The sequence below is a fragment of the Lysobacter sp. M15 genome, assembly GCF_022662515.1.
Lineage (GTDB): Bacteria > Pseudomonadota > Gammaproteobacteria > Xanthomonadales > Xanthomonadaceae > JAKPBU01.
On the sequence record NZ_JAKPBV010000005.1, the window covers coordinates 281,600 to 299,845 of the forward strand.

Annotated in this window: 15 protein-coding genes; 3 read left to right on the plus strand and 12 right to left on the minus strand. The window is 67.1% G+C overall.

The window, feature by feature from the left end; genetic code table 11:
• Window positions 1–58: 58 nt before the first annotated feature.
• The 8 genes from carB to hrcA all read right to left on the minus strand — a co-directional run bounded on the left by carB (window position 59) and on the right by hrcA (window position 11,837).
• On the minus strand, window positions 59–3,301 hold the full coding sequence (gene carB, locus MC380_RS04835; RefSeq protein ID WP_242103761.1) for a carbamoyl-phosphate synthase large subunit: 3,243 nt from the start codon (window positions 3,299–3,301) through the stop codon (window positions 59–61).
• 1 nt (window position 3,302) lies between these two features.
• Entirely contained in the window at window positions 3,303–4,439 is a 1,137-nt protein-coding gene (gene carA, locus MC380_RS04840; protein ID WP_242163333.1) for a glutamine-hydrolyzing carbamoyl-phosphate synthase small subunit, read from the minus strand.
• Window positions 4,440–4,571: 132 nt separating this feature from the next.
• Complete coding sequence (locus tag MC380_RS04845; protein ID WP_242103759.1) at window positions 4,572–5,285, minus strand: 4-hydroxy-tetrahydrodipicolinate reductase; 714 nt, start codon at window positions 5,283–5,285, stop codon at window positions 4,572–4,574.
• A gap of 151 nt (window positions 5,286–5,436) precedes the next feature.
• On the minus strand, window positions 5,437–6,741 hold the full coding sequence (locus MC380_RS04850; RefSeq protein WP_242103758.1) for a dicarboxylate/amino acid:cation symporter: 1,305 nt from the start codon (window positions 6,739–6,741) through the stop codon (window positions 5,437–5,439).
• A 115-nt stretch (window positions 6,742–6,856) separates the two neighbouring features.
• Window positions 6,857–7,981 carry a molecular chaperone DnaJ gene (gene dnaJ, locus MC380_RS04855; protein WP_242103757.1) on the minus strand — a complete coding sequence of 375 codons (1,125 nt, stop codon included), beginning with the start codon at window positions 7,979–7,981 and terminating at the stop codon, window positions 6,857–6,859.
• 80 nt (window positions 7,982–8,061) lie between these two features.
• Window positions 8,062–9,993 carry a molecular chaperone DnaK gene (gene dnaK / locus MC380_RS04860; protein WP_242103756.1) on the minus strand — a complete coding sequence of 644 codons (1,932 nt, stop codon included), beginning with the start codon at window positions 9,991–9,993 and terminating at the stop codon, window positions 8,062–8,064.
• 185 nt (window positions 9,994–10,178) lie between these two features.
• Window positions 10,179–10,670 carry a nucleotide exchange factor GrpE gene (gene grpE / locus MC380_RS04865; RefSeq protein WP_343223539.1) on the minus strand — a complete coding sequence of 164 codons (492 nt, stop codon included), beginning with the start codon at window positions 10,668–10,670 and terminating at the stop codon, window positions 10,179–10,181.
• Between the two features lie 84 nt (window positions 10,671–10,754).
• Window positions 10,755–11,837, minus strand: a complete 1,083-nt coding sequence (gene hrcA, locus MC380_RS04870) for a heat-inducible transcriptional repressor HrcA (protein ID WP_242163335.1) — start codon at window positions 11,835–11,837, stop codon at window positions 10,755–10,757.
• 73 nt (window positions 11,838–11,910) lie between these two features.
• Between hrcA and recN the strand changes: the two genes are divergently transcribed.
• Window positions 11,911–13,587, plus strand: a complete 1,677-nt coding sequence (recN, locus tag MC380_RS04875; RefSeq protein WP_242163337.1) for a DNA repair protein RecN — start codon at window positions 11,911–11,913, stop codon at window positions 13,585–13,587.
• 63 nt (window positions 13,588–13,650) lie between these two features.
• Here the strand turns inward: recN and fur are convergent, their stop codons facing one another.
• Window positions 13,651–14,052, minus strand: coding sequence for a ferric iron uptake transcriptional regulator (gene fur, locus MC380_RS04880; RefSeq protein WP_242103752.1), 402 nt, complete (start codon window positions 14,050–14,052; stop codon window positions 13,651–13,653).
• A 116-nt stretch (window positions 14,053–14,168) separates the two neighbouring features.
• Between fur and bamE the strand changes: the two genes are divergently transcribed.
• Window positions 14,169–14,567 carry an outer membrane protein assembly factor BamE gene (gene bamE / locus MC380_RS04885; RefSeq protein ID WP_242103782.1) on the plus strand — a complete coding sequence of 133 codons (399 nt, stop codon included), beginning with the start codon at window positions 14,169–14,171 and terminating at the stop codon, window positions 14,565–14,567.
• A 21-nt stretch (window positions 14,568–14,588) separates the two neighbouring features.
• Here the strand turns inward: bamE and MC380_RS04890 are convergent, their stop codons facing one another.
• On the minus strand, window positions 14,589–14,864 hold the full coding sequence (locus tag MC380_RS04890; RefSeq protein WP_242103751.1) for an RnfH family protein: 276 nt from the start codon (window positions 14,862–14,864) through the stop codon (window positions 14,589–14,591).
• A 5-nt stretch (window positions 14,865–14,869) separates the two neighbouring features.
• The gene (locus MC380_RS04895) at window positions 14,870–15,298 is read right to left on the minus strand and encodes a type II toxin-antitoxin system RatA family toxin (RefSeq protein WP_242103750.1); all 429 of its coding nucleotides are present in this window, start codon (window positions 15,296–15,298) and stop codon (window positions 14,870–14,872) included.
• A 44-nt stretch (window positions 15,299–15,342) separates the two neighbouring features.
• On the opposite strand from MC380_RS04895, the gene smpB reads away from it, so the two are divergent.
• Complete coding sequence (smpB, locus tag MC380_RS04900; RefSeq protein WP_242103749.1) at window positions 15,343–15,843, plus strand: SsrA-binding protein SmpB; 501 nt, start codon at window positions 15,343–15,345, stop codon at window positions 15,841–15,843.
• A 106-nt stretch (window positions 15,844–15,949) separates the two neighbouring features.
• Here smpB and MC380_RS04905 read toward each other — a convergent pair whose 3' ends face one another.
• On the minus strand, window positions 15,950–18,151 hold the full coding sequence (locus tag MC380_RS04905; RefSeq protein WP_242103748.1) for a CHASE domain-containing protein: 2,202 nt from the start codon (window positions 18,149–18,151) through the stop codon (window positions 15,950–15,952).
• Between the last annotated feature and the right edge of the window lie 95 nt (window positions 18,152–18,246).

Genomic DNA, 18,246 nt, shown 5'->3' on the forward strand with positions numbered 1-18,246 from the left:
CCGTTTCCAATCGTCGGTGTTGCTGCGCGCGTCGCCGGAAGCGAACGCTGGGCGCGAGCTACGCCAGTTCTTTGTGCAACTCCTGCAGCGACCATACCGGTCCGCTGTCGCGGAAGTCGAGAGAATGCAGCAGCGCCTTGGCCCCGGCAATGGTGGTCGAATAGGTCACCCGCTGCTGCAGCGCCTCGCGCCGGATCGAGAACGAGTCGCTGATCGCCTGCTTGCCCTCGGTGGTGTTCACGATGTAGGCGATCTCGCCGTTCTTGATCAAATCGACGATGTGCGGGCGGCCTTCGATCACCTTGTTGATCGTCTCGCATTCGAAGCCCTGGTCGCGCAGCCATTGCGCGGTGCCGCGGGTGGCGATCAGCCGGTAGCCGCGGCGCAGCAGTTCCTGCGCCACCGGCAGGACCCGCGCCTTGTCCGGATCGCGCACCGAGACGAAGGCCTTGCCGGCGGCAGGAGGCGCCTTGATGTTCGCCGCTTCCTGGGCGCGCGCGAAGGCAGCGCCGAAGCTGCGGCCCACGCCCATGACCTCGCCGGTGGAACGCATCTCCGGGCCGAGGATCGGATCGACGTTCTGGAACTTGGCGAACGGGAAGATCGCTTCCTTCACCGAGAAGTAATCCGGGATGATTTCCTGGTGGGCGCCCTGCTCGGCCAGGGTCTTGCCGGCCATGCAGCGCGCGGCGATCTTGGCCAGCGGCATGCCGGTCGCCTTGGACACGAACGGCACGGTGCGCGACGCGCGCGGATTGACCTCCAGCAGGTAGATCGTGTCGTGGCCTTCGCCATCGGTCTGGATCGCGAACTGGGTGTTCATCAGCCCGACCACGTCCAGCGCCTTGGCCAGCGCCACCACCTGTTCGCGCAGTCGGTCCTGGGTGCCGCGCGAGAGCGAATACGGCGGCAGCGAGCAGGACGAATCGCCCGAGTGCACGCCGGCTTCCTCGATATGCTCCATCAGCCCGCCGATCAACACTGCACCAGTGCGGTCCGCGATCACATCGACATCCACTTCCACGGCGTTGTCCAGGAAGCGGTCGAGCAGCACCGGCGAATCGTTCGAGACCTTGACCGCGTCGCGCATGTAGCGGGCCAGGTCGGCATCCGCATGCACCACTTCCATTGCGCGGCCGCCGAGCACGTAGCTCGGGCGCACCACCAGCGGGTAGCCGATCTCGCGTGCCAGCACCAGGGCTTCCTCCGCGCTGCGCGCGGTCCGGTTGGGCGGCTGCTTCAGGCCCAGGCGCTCGACCAGTTGCTGGAAGCGCTCACGATCCTCGGCTAGGTCGATCGACTCGGGTGAGGTGCCGATGATCGGCACGCCATTGGCCTCGAGCGCGCGCGCCAGCTTCAGCGGGGTCTGCCCGCCGTACTGCACGATCACGCCCTTGGGCTTTTCGACTTCGACGATCGCCAGCACGTCTTCCAGCGTCAGTGGTTCGAAGTAAAGCCGGTCGGACGTGTCGTAATCGGTGCTGACCGTCTCCGGGTTGCAGTTGACCATGATGGTCTCGAACCCGTCCTCGCGCAGCGCCAGCGCGGCGTGCACGCAGCAGTAGTCGAACTCGATGCCCTGGCCGATCCGGTTCGGCCCGCCCCCGAGCACGATGATCTTGTCGCGGCCGGTCGGCTGCGCCTCGCATTCGTCCTCGTAGGTCGAATACAGGTAAGCGGTGGTGGTGGCGAACTCGGCGGCACAGGAATCCACCCGCTTGTAGACCGGCTTGATCCCGTGCGCGTGGCGCAGCGCGCGGATCGCCTTCTCGTCGGTACCGACCAGCTGCGCCAGGCGCGCGTCGGAGAACCCGCGGCGCTTGAGCTGGCGCAGGCGGGAACGGTCCAGCGCATCGAGCCCGGCTTTCGCGGTCGCCGCTTCCTCGGCGATCAGCTCCTCGATCTGATCGAGGAACCACGGATCGACGAAAGACAGCCCATGCACGTCCTCGACCGACATGCCGGCGCGGAAGGCATCGGCGAGATAGAACAGGCGTTCGGGCCCCGCTTCCTTGATCTCGCGTCTGAGGGTGAGCAGGTCGTCGGCGTCACGCAGGTCCAGGCCGGTCGGGTCGAAGCCGGTCTTGCCGGTTTCCAGACCGCGCAGGGCCTTCTGCATCGACTCCTGGAAGGTGCGGCCGATCGCCATGACCTCGCCGACCGATTTCATCTGCGTGGTCAGGCGCGAGTCCGCAGCCGGAAATTTCTCGAACGCGAAACGCGGGATCTTGGTGACGACGTAATCGATGCTCGGCTCGAACGAGGCCGGGGTAAGGCCGCCGGTGATCTCGTTCTTCAGCTCGTCCAGGGTGTAGCCCACGGCAAGCTTGGCCGCCACCTTGGCGATCGGAAAGCCGGTGGCCTTCGATGCCAGCGCGGACGAACGTGACACCCGCGGGTTCATCTCGATCACCACCACGCGGCCGGTCTGGGCGTTGATCCCGAACTGGACATTGCTGCCACCGGTATCCACCCCGATCTTGCGCAGCACGGCGATGCTGGCGTCGCGCAGGCGCTGGTATTCCTTGTCGGTCAGGGTCTGCGCGGGCGCCACGGTGATGCTGTCGCCGGTATGCACGCCCATCGGGTCGAGGTTCTCGATCGAGCAGACGATGATGCAGTTGTCCGCAGTGTCGCGAACCACCTCCATCTCGAACTCCTTCCAGCCCAGCACCGATTCCTCGACCAGCACCTCGCTGGTCGGCGACAGCTCCAGGCCGCGGCCGACGATCTCGATGAGCTCCTCGCGGTTGTAGGCGATGCCGCCGCCACTGCCGCCCAGGGTGAAGCTCGGGCGGATGATGGTGGGATAGCCGACCCGCGCCTGGATTTCCAGCGCCTGTTCGAGCGACCTGGCGACTTCAGCCTTCGGGCATTCCAGCCCGATCTCCTCCATCGCCACCCGGAACAGCTCACGGTCCTCGGCCATGCGGATCGCATCGCGCGACGCGCCGATGAGTTCAACCCCGTACTGCTCCAGCACGCCGTGATCGGCCAGGTCCAGCGCGCAGTTCAGCGCGGTCTGCCCGCCCATGGTAGGCAGCAACGCGTCGGGCTTCTCCTTGGCGATGATCTTCTCGACCGTCTTCCAGTTGATCGGCTCGATGTAGACCGCATCGGCCATTTCCGGGTCGGTCATGATCGTGGCCGGATTGCTGTTGACCAGGATCACCCGATAGCCCTCGTCGCGCAGCGCCTTGCATGCCTGCGCGCCGGAGTAATCGAACTCGCAGGCCTGGCCGATGACGATGGGCCCGGCGCCGATGATCAGGACGCTCTTGATGTCGGAACGGCGCGGCATCTCAGTGCGTCTCCATTGCGGCGATGAACTTGTCGAACAACGGCGCCACGTCGTGCGGACCGGGCGATGCTTCCGGATGTCCCTGGAAGCTGAAGGCGGGTGCGTCGGTCAGCTCGATCCCCTGGTTGGAGCCGTCGAACAGCGAGCGATGGGTCACCCGCGCGTTTTCCGGCAGCGTGGTTTCGTCCACCGCGAAGCCGTGGTTCTGCGAGGTGATCATCACCCGGCCCGACGCCAGGTCGATCACCGGGTGGTTGGCCCCGTGGTGCCCGAACTTCATCTTCATCGTCTTCGCGCCCACGGCAAGGCCGAGCAGCTGGTGGCCGAGGCAGATGCCGTAGGTCGGCAGCTTGCGGTCGATGAACTCGCGGATCGCGGCGATCGCGTAGTCGCAGGGCTCGGGATCGCCGGGGCCGTTGGAGAGGAACACGCCGTGGGGTTTCATCGCCAGCACATCGGCGGCGGATGTCTGGGCCGGGACCACGGTGACGTCGCAGCCGCGCTCGGCCAGCATCCGCAGGATGTTGCGCTTCACGCCGAAATCGTAGGCCACCACCTTGTACTTGCCCCCGCCCTCGGCGAAGGCATTGCGGTCCAGATCGAGCTGTCCGGCGGTCCATGGGTACGCCGCGGCGGTGGTGACTTCCTTCGCCAGATCCATGCCCTTCAGGCCCGGAAATTTGCGCGCGGCCTCGATCGCGCGATCCGCATCCGGTTTCCCGTCCGCAGCCGCACACGCCATCAGTGCTCCGTTCTGCGCACCCCGATCGCGCAGCAGGCGGGTCAGCTTGCGCACGTCGATGTCGGCGATCGCGACGATGCCGCGCGCCTTCAACCAGTCCGGCAGCGATCCTTCGCTGCGCCAGCTGCTGGGGCGCCGTGGCACGTCGCGCACGATCAGGCCGGCGGCCCAGACGGTGTCGGCTTCGTCGTCCTGCGCCGTGCAACCGGTGTTGCCGATATGCGGATAGGTCAGCGTCACCAGCTGGCGCGCATACGAGGGGTCCGTGAGCACTTCCTGGTAGCCGGTCATGGCCGTGTTGAACACGACTTCGCCTACGCTCAGGCCGTTTGCGCCCACGGAAATGCCCTCGAAGACCGTTCCGTCTTCAAGCGCGAGGATGGCGGGATCTGTCACTGGCTTCGCCTACGTCTGGTTGCGGAAAGCAAGCTGCAAAAAGCCGCCGAAGCGGTCTACACCGGTCCGGAGGCATGAGGAATCAGGCGAGCGAGAATTCTATCGGGGATCGGGTCGCGATGCCAGCGCGGATTATCCGAACAGCAGATCGCGCAGCCGGTAGACGCCGGCCGGGCGGCTGGCCAGCGCCTCGGCCGCGTGCAGCGCGCCGCGCGCGAAGATGTCGCGGTCGGTCGCGCGGTGAATCAGCTCGATGCGCTCGCCCGCGGCGGCGAACTGCACCACGTGCTCGCCGACGATGTCGCCTGCCCGGATCGAGGCATACCGCGGCCGCGCGCCGCCCTGCGTGGCCGAATGCCCGAGTGCCAGGGCCGTGCCGGAAGGCGCATCCTTCTTGTGCGTGTGGTGCTGCTCGAGGATGTCGCAGTCCCAGCCTGGCAGCGCGCGCGCCGCGCGCTCCACCAGCTCGTCCAGTACGGCGACGCCGAGGCTGAAGTTGGCCGCCCAGAGCACCGCGATGCGCGTGCCGGCCAAGGCGATCGCTTCGCGCTGCGCGTCGCCGAGACCTGTGGTACCCGAGACCATGGGTCTGCCGCGCTGCACGCACAGGGCGAGCACCGGATCGAAGCCCTCCGGCAGGCTGAAGTCGATCGCGACGTCGAACTCGGGTGTGCCCGCCAGCTCGGAGGCGGCGAATTGCGGAACACCATCGATCACCCGCTGCCCGACCTTGCGCGACACAGCGCCCACGACGCGGCAGGCCCCGTTACCGGCGCATAGCCGTTGCAGGGCCTGGCCCATTCGCCCATTGGCGCCGTGGATCAGCAGTTTCACCGGTTCGCTCATGCGCTCAGGCTAGCGGCAGCGGCCAGCCGCCCACAAGGGGCTTACCTGTCTTGCGTAGGAGCGGCGTCAGCCCGAGTTCTTTGGGAGGTTCTAGATATCCGACAACAGCAGGAACTCGCGGCTGACGCCGCTCCTACACGAGGCCGATGCGTCAATCGCCCTGGTCGGGGTCGCGCACGACCTCTGCGCTTTCCGGCAGCGGTCCGGCGGCGAAAGCGGCCCGCATCTGCGCATCGTTGCGCAGGCCCTCCCACTTCGCCACGACCATCGTGGCCACGCCGTTGCCGATGAAATTGGTGATCGCGCGCGCCTCGGACATGAACCGGTCCACGCCCAGCACCAGGGCCACACCTTCTACCGGGACTTTTCCGCCCAGCGCGGCCAGGGTCGCGGCGAGGGTCACGAAACCCGAGCCGGTTACGCCGGCCGCACCCTTCGAGGTCAGCAGCAACACCCCGATCAGGGTCAGCTCCTCGCCCAGGGTGAGGTCCACGCCCACCGCCTGGGCAATGAAGATCGCGGCCATGGTCAGGTAGATGCAGGTTCCGTCCAGGTTGAAGGAGTAACCGGTCGGCACGACCAGGCCCACCACCGCGCGGTCGCAGCCGACGTCCTCCAGACGGTTGAGCAGGCGCGGCAGCGCGGATTCCGAACTCGACGTGCCCAGCACCAGCAGCAGCTCGCCGCGGATGTACTTGATGAATTGCCACAGCGAGAAGCCGGACAGCCGCGCCACCAGTCCGAGCACCACGAACACGAACGCAAAACAGGTCAGGTACACCGAAGCCAGCAGCCAGCCGAGCGAGGCGAGCGAACCCAGGCCGAACTTGCCGATGGTGAAGGCCATCGCACCGAACGCACCGATCGGCGCCAGCCGCATGATCATGCCGACGATGTTGAAGAACACGTGCGACAGGTCTTCGGCGATGTCCAGCATGCGCTGGCCCACCCTGCCCATCTGGGTGAGCGCCACGCCGGTAAGGATGGCCACCAGCAGCACCTGCAGCAGCTTGCCCTCGGTGAACGCGGACAGGAAATCGTGCGGGATGATGTCGAGCAGAAAGGGGATCGTGCCCTGCTCGTGCGCGGCCTGCTGGTACTGGGAGACGCCCGAGGCATCGATCTGCGCCGGATCGATGCCCATGCCGGCGCCGGGCCTGACCAGGTTGGCCACCACCAACCCGATTACCAGGGCCAGGGTGGTGAGCACCTCGAAATAGATCAGCGCCTTGAGCCCGATCTTGCCGACATGTCTCAGGTCCCCGATCTTGGCGATGCCGGCAACAATGGTCAGGAAGATCACGGGGGCGATGATCATCTTCACGAGCTTGATGAAGCCATCGCCCAACGGCTTCATCTGCTGGCCGAGCTCGGGCCGGAACTGGCCCAGCACGATGCCGATCGCGATCGCGATCAGCACCTGGACGTAGAGGTTCTTCCACCAGCCTTTCGCCATGCTGGCGAGGCTAGCATGCGTAGGTCGGGGCTACGTCCCCGACGGATGCGTGGTGCCGCGCGGGGCGTGATGTCTCGTACGCGTAACCGGGAAGCGTCGGCCGCGTAGGGCCGACCTACGACACCATGCGATCCCAGAACCCCTTCACCCCATCGATGAAGGTGCTGGATCGGGGCGAATGGCGACGCGCGCCTTCGCCGCTGAAGGTCGCTTCGAATTTGTCCATCAGATCGCGCTGTTCGGCGGTGAGATTGACCGGGGTTTCCACCACCACCTTGCAGTACAGGTCGCCGGGCGCGCGGCTGCGCACGGACTTGACGCCCTTGTCGCGCAGGCGGAAGACCTTGCCGGTCTGGGTCTCGGCGGGAATGCGGATTTCGGCCTCGCCGCCCAGCGTGGGGACGCGCACCGTATCGCCGAGCGCAGCCTGGGAGATGCGAATCGGCACCTCGCAATGCAGGTCGTCGCCATCGCGCTCGAAGATCTCGTGCGGGCGTACCCGCACTTCCACGTACAGGTCTCCGGGCGGTGAGCCCGCAGGCCCCGCCTCGCCCTCGCCGGCCAGGCGGATGCGGTCTCCGCTGTCCACGCCTGCCGGGATCTTGACCGACAGGATCTTCTCTTCCTCGACCCGGCCGTTGCCGTGGCAGATCTTGCACGGGTTGGCGAAGGTCTTGCCGCGGCCGCCGCAGTGCGGACACGGCTGCTGCATGGTGAAGATGCCGCGCTGCATGCGCACCTGGCCACGGCCGTGGCAGGTGGCGCAGGTGTCGAGCTTGCCGTCTTCCGAACCGGTGCCCTTGCACGGCTCGCAGGCCGCGAGCGTGGGCAGCTCGATGCGCTTCTCGACGCCGGCGACGGCCTCCTCGAGATCGAGCTCCATCACATAGCCCACGTCGGCGCCGCGGCGCGGGCCACGCGAGGCACCGCCACCAAAGATGTTGCCGAAGATGTCGCCGAAGATGTCGCCGACGTCGTGGAAGCCCGGCCCGGCGTTGCCGCCGCCCATCCCGTGCTCGAACGCAGCGTGCCCGTGCTGGTCGTACATGCGGCGCTTGCCGCCGTCGGACAGCACTTCGTAGGCCTCCTTGCACTCCTTGAACTTCTCGAGCGCGTCGGTATCCGCAGAATTGCGGTCCGGGTGGTACTTCATCGCGCAGCGGCGATAGGCCTTCTTCAGCTCATCCTCGCTCGCGTTGCGCGCGACGCCGAGGACTTCGTAGTAATCGCGCTTGCTCATCGCCGCCTGCTCATTTGCAACCTGCCTTCCTCAACACAACGGGCAGGACCTGCCTGCCCGTTGTCAGCTGCCATCGTCGATCAGGCCTGCTTGTCGTCGTCTTTCACTTCGGTGAACTCGGCGTCGACAACGTCCTCGCCCTTGGCGGATGAGGATGCGCCTGCACCACCCTGGCCTTCCGTGCCCGGCTGCTGGGCGGCGGCGGCCGCTGCGAACAGCGCCTGCGCCGCTTCTTCCAGTGCCTTGCTCTTGGCCTCGATCTGGGCCTTGTCGTCGCCCTTCATCGCGGTCTCGACCTCGGCGATCGCGCCCTCGGCGCGCCCGATCAGCTCGCCTCCGACCTTGTCGCCGTTGTCCTTGATCGCGCTGCGGGTCGCATGCACCAGCGCGTCGGCCTGGTTGCGGGCGTTGACCAGCTCATGGAACTTCTTGTCCTCCTCGCGATGGGCCTCGGCGTCCTGCACCATCTTCTGGATCTCGTCGTCCGACAGGCCCGAGCCCGCCTTGATCTCGACCTTCTGTTCCTTTCCGGTCTTCTTGTCCTTGGCAGTGACGTGGACGATGCCATTGGCGTCGATGTCGAAGGAGACCTCGATCTGCGGCATGCCGCGCGGAGCGGAATCGATACCGGTCAGATCGAAGCGGGCCAGCGACTTGTTGTAGCGGGCCTGTTCGCGCTCGCCCTGCAGCACGTGCACGGTTACCGCGGACTGGTTGTCCTCGGCGGTGCTGAAGGTCTGCGAGGCCTTGGTCGGGATGGTGGTGTTCTTGTCGATGATTTTGGTGAACACGCCACCCAGGGTCTCGATGCCCAGGCTCAGCGGGGTCACGTCGAGCAGCAGCACGTCCTTGACGTCGCCCTGCAGCACGCCACCCTGGACCGCGGCGCCCACGGCGACCGCCTCGTCCGGGTTCACGTCCTTGCGCGGCTCCTTGCCGAAGAACTCGGCCACGGCCTGCTGCACCTTGGGCATGCGGGTCTGGCCGCCGACCAGGATCACCTCGCTGATGTCGCTCGAGCGCAGGCCGGCATCGTTCAGCGCCACGCGGCACGGCTCGATGGTCTTCTTCACCAGATCGTCGACCAGCGACTCCAGCTTGGAGCGGGTCAGCTTGATGTTGAGGTGCTTCGGACCCGAGGCATCCGCGGTCACGTACGGCAGGTTGACGTCGGTCTGCTGCGAGCTGGACAGCTCGATCTTGGCGCGCTCGGCCGCATCCTTCAGGCGCTGCAGCGCCAGCGGATCCTTGCGCAGGTCGATGCCCTGCTCCTTCTGGAACTCGTCGACCAGATAGTCGATGACGCGCTTGTCGAAGTCCTCGCCGCCCAGGAACGTGTCGCCGTTGGTGGACAGCACTTCGAACTGCTTCTCGCCGTCGACTTCGGCGATCTCGATGATCGACACGTCGAAGGTGCCGCCGCCCAAGTCGTAGACCGCGATCTTGCGGTCGCCACCGGCCTTGTCCAGGCCGTAGGCGAGTGCCGCGGCGGTGGGCTCGTTGATGATGCGCTTGACGTCGAGTCCGGCGATCTTGCCGGCGTCCTTGGTCGCCTGGCGCTGGCTGTCGTTGAAGTAGGCCGGCACGGTGATGACCGCTTCGGTCACGGTCTCGCCCAGATAGGCCTCGGCGGTCTTCTTCATCTTCTCGAGGATGCGCGCGGAAACTTCCTGCGCGGACAACTTCTTGCCGTCGCTGGTCGCGACCCAGGCATCGCCGTTGTCGTGCTCGACAATCGCATATGGCACCAGGTCCAGGTCCTTCTTGACTTCGGCATCGCTGAACTTGCGCCCGATCAGGCGCTTCACCGCGTAGAACGTGTTCTTGGGATTGGTTACCGCCTGGCGCTTGGCCGAGGCGCCGACCAGGACCTCGCCGTCCTTGGTGTAGGCCACGATCGAAGGCGTGGTGCGGTCGCCTTCGGAATTCTCGATCACGCGGGTCTTGCCGCCCTCCATGATCGCCACGCACGAATTGGTCGTGCCCAGGTCGATGCCGATGATCTTGCCCATGATGCTGCTCCCTCTCGATTGCTTATGTGTGCGGGCGCCGCTGCGCCGATGTGCGGTATTTAGGGGTTCGGGTGGTCGATTCAAGGGCCGGGGCCCAGCCGCGTGCGCCTGTGTCGCAGGACGGCAGGCCTGCCTCGCTCAGGGCAAAAGGCCGCACCTTCGAATCGACACCCGTTCCCGCTGCGCTAGTCCTTTGCCACCACCACCAGCGCCGGACGCAGGAGGCGATCATTCAGCACATAGCCCTTCTGGAAGGTCTGGGCTACCGCGCCAGGTGGGACGCCTTCGGCTTCGACCACGCTCATGGCCTGGTGACGCTCGGGGTCGAAACTGTCGCCGGAAGCCGGGGCGATTTCGCTCAGCCCGTTCTTCTCGGCGATGGTGTGCAGCTGCTTCAGGGTGAGCTCCAGGCCGGCGCGCAGCGGATCGTTCTGGGCGGCGTTCGCCAGCCCGGCTTCCATGCTGTCGAACAGCGGCAACAGCTCGCCCAGCAGGCGCTCGTTGGCGAACCTGCGGGCGTTGTCGACGTCGCGCGCCAGGCGCTTGCGCTGGTTCTCCAGGTCGGCGCGCTCGAGCAGCGATTGCGCCCGGAGCTGCTCGAGCTCGCCCTTCAGCGCCTCGATCTGGTCCTCAAGGCTGTCCTGGGCGGCAGTGGCAGCACCGTCGGTTTGGGGCAAGCCCTCTTCGTCGGCCGCGGGATCGGTCGTGTGGTTCATCGGTCGCGAGCTTCCAGGCGGTCGGTCGGCCGCCCAACCCCGTCCCTATGAGGGCTGCCCTTCCGGATTCAAGGCGCCACCCAGGACATCGGCGGCCGCCTGCACCAGCGGGATGACCCGCTCGTAGGCCATGCGCGTGGGGCCGATCACCCCCAGCACCCCGAGCACCTTGCCGCCCGATGCGTAGGGCGCGGTCACCAGCGACACGCCTTCCAGCGGTGCCAGCCCGGTTTCCTCGCCGATGAAGATCCGCACGCCCGGCGCGCGGATGGTGCGTTCGAGCAGCTGCAGGATCTCGCGCTTGCGGGCGAAGGCCTCGAACAGTTCGCGCAGGCGATCCAGGTCCGAGAGGTCCTGCACCCCGATCAGCCGGTTCTGCCCGGCCAGCAGGATGTCCTCCGCCCCCGTGCTGCCGGCTGCCAGCGCCTGCTCGGCCAGCTCCACGCTGCTTTCCAGCAGCCTGCCCATCTCGTCGCGGGCATTGCGCAGCTCATGCAGCAGGCTGGCGCGGATCTCGGTCAGCGGCCGGCCGGCGAAGTGCTGGTTCAGGTAGTTGGAGACCTTTTCCAGCTCGCCTGCGTCGAACAACCTCCGTGTATGGATGATGCGGTTCTGCACGTCGTTGTCGGCGAACACCAGGATCGCCAGCACGCGTTGTCCATCCAGCGGCACGAAATCGATGTGCCGGAAGGCGAACTGTTCGCGCTTGGGTGCACTGACCACGCCCACGAAATGGGTCATGGCCGAGAGCAGCTCGGAGGCGTTTCCGAGCAACGACTGGGTGCTGGTGCCGCTGGCGATTTCGCTGCGCAGTCGCGCCAGTTCGGTCTCGCGCAGCGGCTTGACCTGCAACAGCGAGTCGACGAACACCCGGTAGCCCTGCACGGTAGGGACGCGCCCGGCCGACGTGTGCGGCGCGCTCAGCAGCCCGATGTCTTCCAGGTCGGCCAGGATGTTGCGGATCGTGGCCGGGCTGACGTCCAGGCCGGCGTGCCGCGCCAGGGTCTGCGACCCGACCGGCTCGCCATCGTGGATGTAGCGGCCGATCAGGGTGCGCAGCAGCTGTCGCGCCCGGGGATCGAGCCGGTCGGGGGCGGTGCCGCTGTCGTCGCGCCTGCTGCGAATCATGGATGGCATATATGCCGACCACGCTGCCGGCGCAAGCCGGCGCCCACCTCGGCTCAGGCACAATTCCAACCGCATGCTGACCCAACTATCCATCCGCGACTTTGCCGTCGTCCGCGCCGCCGAGCTGGAGTTCGGGCCTGGCCTCACGGTGATTTCCGGCGAAACCGGCGCCGGCAAGTCGTTGCTGGTCGATGCGCTGGGGTTCCTGTCCGGCCAGCGTGCCGACAGCGGCATGGTCCGGCACGGGGCGGAGCGCGCCGAGTTGTCCGCGCAGTTCGACCTGATCGACGCGCCGTCGGCTCGCGATTGGCTGAACGAGCAGGACATGCTAGACGACGCCAGCAGCAGGGAGTGCCTGCTGCGCCGCACCCTGCGCGCCGATGGTGGTTCGCGCGCGTGGATCAACGGCCGCCCGGCGACCCTGGCGCAGCTGGCCGCACTGGCTGCATGCCTGGTCGAAATCCATGGGCAGCACGAACATCAGGCATTGCTGTCGAAGGCGGCGCAGCTCGCGCTGCTGGATGATTTCGGCGGCCACGGCGCGGCGCTCGCCGCAGTCCGCGACGCCGCAACGACCTGGAGCGCCCTGCTGCGCGAGCGCGAACACCTGTCCGGCCAGGGCGATGTGAGCGACCGCATCGCCCTGCTCGAACACCAGCTGGGCGAACTCGAACGCGAAACCCTTGAGCCCGATGCCATCGCCGAACTGGTGGCCGCGCATCGCCGCCAGGCGCATGCGGCGGCGTTGATCGCTGCCTGCGAATCCGCAGCCACTGGCCTGGGCGACGACGACGGCTCTGGAATCGGCAGCCTGCTGCAGCGGGTTCGCGGCGACCTGGCCCGGGTCAGCGAACACGAAGCCCGGCTGGGCGAGGTCGAAGCCATGCTCGAAGCTGCGTCGATCCAGCTTGACGAGGCCCTGCTCCTGCTCGAGCGGGTCCGCGACGACCTGGACCTGGACCCTGCCCGCTTCGACGAACTCGATCAGCGCCTGGGCCGCCTGCATGAGCTGGGACGCAAGCACCGCGTCGCGCCCGACGCGCTGGCCGGGATGCGCGACGCCGTCTGTGCAGAGCTCGAAGCCCTGCGCGGCGCGGGCGAGCGCCTGGTGGCGCTCGACGCGGAAATCGACGCCGCTGCGGCGCGCTGGCGCGATGCCGCGCAGGTCCTGACGGACGCCCGGAAACAGACCGCGGCCACCCTGGGACAGCGCACCACGGCCTTGATCGGCGAACTGGGCATGGGTGGCGGACGCTTCGAGATCGCGGTCGAACCCGCCAATCGCGATCGCCCCGACCCGCACGGCGCCGAGCGGGTGGAATTCCTGGTCTCCGCCAATGCCGGCCAGCCCCCGCGCCCGCTGCGCAAGGTCGCTTCTGGCGGCGAACTTTCACGGATCTCCCTCGCGATCGAGGTTGCCGCGCTCGGCCACGACCTGGTCCCGACCATGGTGTTCGACGAAGTCGATTCGGGCATCGGCGGTGCCGTCGCCGAGATCGTCGGCCAGAAGCTGCGCGCCCTGGGCGCGCAGCGGCAGGCGCTGTGCGTGACCCACCTGCCGCAGGTGGCGGCGCAAGGACATGCGCATTACCGGGTGAGCAAAGCCGAAGCCTCCGGCATGACCCAGAGCGCGGTCGTGGTGCTGGATGGCGGTGCCCGCGCCGAGGAACTGGCCAGGATGCTCGGTGGCGTGGAGGTCAGCCGCGAAGCGCGCGCTGCAGCCAGGCGCCTGCTGCAAAACGCACGTTGAGCGCGATGCAGGCGCGCTCCTGCCGATCGGCGCTCTTTCGCGAATGCAACCCCACGCAGCGCCTCAGCGCTTCTTGCGCACGTACAAGACCAGCGAATGGTCTTCGATCTGGTAGCCGTGGCGCGTGGCGATCTCGGCCTGCAGACGCTCGATCTCGTCGCTCTGGAATTCGATCACCTTGCCCGTATCCATGTCGACCATATGGTCGTGGTGCTCGCCGCGGTCCAGCTCGTAGACCGCGTGTCCGCCCTCGAAATTGTGCTTGAGCACCAGGCCGGCCGCCTCGAACTGGGTCAGGACCCGGTATACCGTCGCCAGACCGATCTCCTCGCCGTTCTCCAGCAGGTGCCGGTAGATGTCCTCGGCGGTCATGTGCCGCGGCCGGGTCTGTTCCAGCAGGTCCAGGATCCGCATCCGCGGGTGCGTGACCTTCAGGCCGGCCTTGCGCAGTTCTTGCGATTCCATCGTGGCTCCGTTGCGGGGCAACGCCCGCTAAACAGCGGTCGCTGCAGGCCGCGAATGCAAGCCTGCAGTGTATCATCCGCGGGTTTCCGCACCGACCCCAACGCATGCGCAAGTTCCTGCCCCAGATCGCACTCGTCGCCCTCCTGGCGTCCGCCACCGCCGGCTGCGGCATCCTGTACAAGCAGCCGATCTACCAGGGCAATTTGCTGGAGAAGGCACAGGTCGACCAGTTGCAGGCCGGCATGAGCAAGCAGCAGGTCGACGCGCTGATCGGCTCGCCGTCGATCGCCGATCCGTTCCACCACGATCGCTGGGACTACACCGCCACCGAGCGCACCGACCGCCGCGGCACCACCCAGGTCAAGAACATGACCCTGTGGTTCGAAAACGACGCGCTGGCCAAGTGGGAAGGCGAGTACTTCCCCGAGCAGGACCAGGAACTGTCGACGTTAGTGATCCGCAAGTTCGGCCGCAATCTCGCCAAGGACGACAAGGACAAGCGTCGCGCACGCTAGTTCCGGCCGCGCTGCGTTCGTTCAAACCGTGTCGGTGCCCTGCCCTGACCGCGCCCCAGCGCGGCGCCGGCGTGCTTCCTTGGGATCGGCCTGCAGCGGGCCGAGCAGTTCCACCCGGTCGCCTTCGCGCAGTCGGTGCGTCGGCTCGACCCGTTCGCCGAATACGGCCAGGCCTGCGACCCCGCCACAGTCGATTCCGCTGAGGGCGATCGCTTCCGCGACGGTGGCTCCGTCGGCAAGTTCCATTTGCCGGCTGTCGTACCGGCGCGGCCATGCACGCACGACTTCGACCTTCATGCGACTCAGGCCTTGCGGTCGGCCACGCGGACGAAATCGTCGACCATGCGATCGGCAAGCGCCTGCATGCCCAGGCTCAACGCCGGCAGCAGCAGCAGGCTCTGCGGCTCGAAGTCGAGGGTCAGCGTGACTTTGCAGGCCGACTCGTCGAGCGCATGGAACTGCCAGCGCCCGTCGAGCCGCCTGAACGGGCCGTCGCGCAGCCGCATGTCGATGTGATGCGGCGGCGAAAGGGTGTTTTCGGTCGTGAACCAGGTATGGAAGCCTCCAAGACCCAGATCCAGGCGCGCGACGACCCGCTCCTCATCGGCATGCACGATCTCCGCCGCTTCGCACCAGTCGAACCGGCGCGGGTAGGCGGCAACGTCGTTGACCAGTGCGAACATGCGGGTTGCGGAGTGCTCGACCAGGGCGCTGCGCTGGATCTTCGGCATCGATCGATTGGCCCGGGTGAGTCGATTCGGTGACAATGGCCGCGATGGCCAAGCAATCGGGCAAGGATAAGGGAAAGAACGGCGCGGGCGGGACCATCGCGCTGAACAAGCGTGCGCGCCACGATTACCACCTCGAGGAGAGATTCGAAGCCGGCCTGGCCCTGCAGGGATGGGAACTCAAGGCGATTCGCGCTGGCCGCGCACATATCGGCGAGAGTTATGCAGTGGTCCGCGATGGCGAACTGTTCCTGTTCGGTTCGCAGATCACGCCCCTGATCTCCGCTTCCAGCCACGTCGTGGCCGACGACCGCCGCACGCGCAAGCTGCTGCTGCATCGGCGCGAGATCGACCAGCTGGTCGGCAAGGTGCAGCGCGACGGCTACACCGTGGTGCCGACATCGCTCTACTGGAAAGGCAACAAGGTCAAGGCGGAACTGGCGCTGGCCAAGGGCAAGCAGGCGCACGACAAGCGCGATGCGAGCAAGGAGCGGGATTGGGAACGGGAAAAGCAACGAGTCATGCGCCGGCATAACCGCGACGCCTGAGAACAACCCATCCCGGCGAGCGTGCGGCGACGCGCGCTGCGGCATTCCGGCGCACTGGAAGCATCAGCTACGCGGGCAGGGTCGCATCGCGGATTCGCGGCGCAGCCTATTCGGCAACCGGGGCCTGGGGCAGTCCGAACACGAACGTGGCACCCTTCCCCACTTCGCCTTCGGCACGGATGGCTCCGCCGTGCCGTTCGACGACCCGTTTGACCGATGCCAGGCCGATGCCGTGACCGGCGTATTCGGCTTGGGTATGCAGGCGCTGGAACGGCCGGAACAGCTTGGCGGCGTATTCCGTGGCGAACCCGGCGCCGTTGTCGCGGACGAAGAATTCTCCCTCGCCATTCCTGCCGACCTCGATCCGCGCATCCTTGCACGCGCGGGTGAACTTCCAGGCATTTCCCATCAGGTTGTCCATCAGGTTGCGCAACAGCGCGGGATCGCCGTGCGCGACCAGGCCCGGTGCGATGTCGAAGGCGACCTGGCGCGATGGCTCGCTGTTGCGCAGTTCCGCGGCGATATCGTGTGCCATCGCGGTCAGGTCGACTTGCGCATACTTCAGTTCACCACGGGACACGCGCGACATCTTCAGCAGCGCGTCGATCAGGTCGCTCATCCGCGCGCTCGCGCTGCGGATGCGTTTCAGGTAATCCTGGCCGCTGACGTCGATCGAATCCCGGTAACGCTCGCTCAGCAAGCGGCTGAATCCGTCGATTGAACGCAACGGCGCACGCAGGTCGTGGGACACGCTGTATGCGAACGCCTCCAGCTCCTGGTTGGCATGGCTGAGCTCGCGCGTACGCAGCGCAACGCGTGCTTCCAGGGTGCGGTTGAGCGCCTGTACCCGGGCTTCCGCGCGCATCCGCTCGGTCACGTCTTCGACCTGGACCAGGCTGGCGAAGTGCTCTCCCACCTCGCCCGGCACCATCGCAAAGGTCAGGCTGGCATGGCGCACGTCGCCGTCGCTGCGGCGCAGGCGGCGGGTCACGCGATAGGCGCCTTCGGACAGCGCCTCGCGTTCGACCGTGCGCATGGTGTCGTATTCGCCGTCGACGAAGTGCTGGCCCAGCGTGGTGCCGACCAGCGCCTGCTCGTTGATGCCCAGGATCTGGCCCATGGCCGGGTTGGCCTCGACGATCCGGCCATCGCGGTCGAGCAGCGCCTTGCCGATGGCGGAGTAGCGCATCGCACTCCGGAAGCGTTGCTCGCTGCGTCGATACGAAGCGCTCATCTGTGCCGCGAGGGCTTCTGCGCGCGACTGGGTCCGCGCCAGGTTGAGGGCGATCCCGAACAACAGCAACGAGCCAAGCAAGCCTCCGAGCAGGGTCGTCCGCAATCCCGGGATCGTATTGCGGACTTCAGCCATTGGCTCCGACTCGAAGTCGACGCGCCAGTGGCGTCCCATGATGTCCAACCGCAAGCTCTGCACGAACGCCGGGCGCATCGAGTCGTCGAGCTCGCCCGCTCGTTCCCCCAGGAAGTCCTGGTCCGCGTAGACGAGGCGCCCCTCACCGTCGGTCGCATCCACGATCCGCAGCTGGCTGGCCCGCTCGAATGCCTGCAGCGCGGCCCGTACGAAGCCCGCCGCGTCGACTTCGATGAACACCCAGCCACGCAGATCCTGGAGATGCGGTCCGTCCCGTCCCGGGGCGTAGACCGGGGCAAACACGACGAACTCGCGTGCCGGATCGTCTTCCGCCGCCAGGATCGGGGGGACCGGAGCGCTGATGCGCAGTTCACCCGTGGTCGCCGCCTGTTCCATGGCGTGCCGGCGACCCGGGTGCGCCGCGAGGTCGATGCCTGAAATGCCCTTGTTGGCGCCCTGCTCGGGCGCGGCGTACAGGACCAGCGCATGGCGTCCCTGGGCATCGGTGAAGTCCGGGGTCGATGCGCCCCACACCACACCGGGCAGCGCCTGGCGCAGGGCGTCGAGCTGCTGCGCGTTGACGTCGAGGGCGAACCCCAGCGCCTGCACAGAGGGGAACCGCCTGACCATGTCCAGGCCGGCGACATAACGCTGCCACTGCTCGCGACTGGGCAGCGGCAGCGATGTCTGCAGCGATGCGCCGCCGCGTACCAGCAGCTCGAAGTTGATGATCCGCTGCTGCAGCAGGCGCAGCACCTGGCGGTTGGTGCTCTGGAAATCGGCCTCGGCAGTGCGCAGGCCGCGTTCCTGCATGTTGTGCCAGTAGACCAGCACGAGCAGCAGCGATGCCACGAGCACCACCGTGGCCAGCGCATGGCTGATCCAGCCGTGCCGCGCCGCCGGCGGCGCCTGTTCGGGCGGTTCCAGATTGCTGGGCATTTGCGCAGGATAGCGGCTCGCGGGTGCACCGCCTCCGAGGCTGAACCGTCGGCGATTCCAGCCGTCGGTTCCCTTGTGCCGGCGCCGCCCGCCCC